This is a genomic window from Boseongicola aestuarii, assembly GCF_900184815.1.
Taxonomy (GTDB): domain Bacteria; phylum Pseudomonadota; class Alphaproteobacteria; order Rhodobacterales; family Rhodobacteraceae; genus Boseongicola; species Boseongicola aestuarii.
In genome coordinates this window covers 1-933 of record NZ_FXXQ01000064.1, presented here as the reverse complement: position 1 = coordinate 933, position 933 = coordinate 1, and the positions used below count along the sequence as shown (strand labels likewise).

The 933-nt window shown below is 54.2% G+C and carries 2 protein-coding genes; one reads left to right on the top strand and one right to left on the bottom strand.

Going from position 1 to position 933, the window contains the following annotated elements; all coding sequences use genetic code 11:
* A partial coding sequence (locus BOA8489_RS20055) for a winged helix-turn-helix domain-containing protein (protein WP_176440397.1) occupies window positions 1-564 on the bottom strand: 564 nt, incomplete at its 3' end.
* A gap of 98 nt (window positions 565-662) precedes the next feature.
* Here BOA8489_RS20055 and BOA8489_RS20050 point away from each other — a divergent pair.
* A complete protein-coding gene (locus tag BOA8489_RS20050) occupies window positions 663-848 on the top strand; it encodes a hypothetical protein (protein WP_093976069.1) in 186 nt (61 codons plus the stop codon).
* Window positions 849-933 lie beyond the last annotated feature (85 nt).

Genomic DNA, 933 nt, shown 5'->3' with positions numbered 1-933 from the left:
ATCAGCGTCGCGAAAGGCGAAACTGGAATGACGTGCAATGACAAAGAGTTCAGCATATCGGGACAGGTCGGTCAGAACGTCGTCGGTAATCCCATCTGAAAAATAAGATTGCTCCGGATCGCCCGAGAGGTTCCTGAAAGGCAGGACCGCGACGGAGGGTTTATCAGGCAAAGTCTTGCGTGGAGCGGCGGCCTCTTCGTGGATCTTTGCCTCGAAACGGTAGCCTTTGCGGGGAATGGTTTTGATCAGCCTTTGCGCTTGCCCGTCGTCATCCAAAGCCGCGCGGGCTGCGTTAATACGACTTGAGATCGCGCTGTCCGACACGATGCGTCCGCTCCATACAGTCTCGATCAGATCGTCGCGGGAAATGATCGTTCCGGGGTTAGTTGCTAGGTAAATAATTAGGTCAAGCACTTGTGGCTCAACCGGCACCACGTCTCTGCCCTTGCGAAGTTCGCCCCGTTTGAGGTCGATTTGGAAATCCTCGAACGAAATGATAGGTGCGCTCTCCATTTCAGAACATGAGCACGCGATGGCGCGTTTCTCAAGCAGAATGAAGGACATCTGGACCGCTTCTGGACATCACCTGAAAGCGGCGCCCGCTTCTACATGGCAACGTCAATGCAAGTTGATTTCGACCTAAAGTGAGCTGGAGAAATAGAATGACCCCCCAAGACACGTACATTATGAGCCGCTACACTGCGATAACAGAGGCCAAGCATCGCGACGTGCGCAGGATGCAAGCTGAGATGACCCGAAGTGCCCTGCGCGGTTTGATAACAGCGGCGGCAAAGCGGTTGCGCCATGCGCCCGACTCCGGTGAGGTGCAAAGCCTAAAAAAAGCATGATGGGTTAACTGCGCTAGTGGCCGCTTAGTCTGCAAAGCGGACATTAGTGTTCGCTGCAGTGAATGACTGCATTGAGCCCAAAGCG

Excerpts from the sequence above, each read along its gene's own strand:
- BOA8489_RS20050 (WP_093976069.1), top strand. The coding sequence starts at position 663 with ATGACCCCCCAAGACACGTACATTATGAGCCGCTACACTGCGATAACA.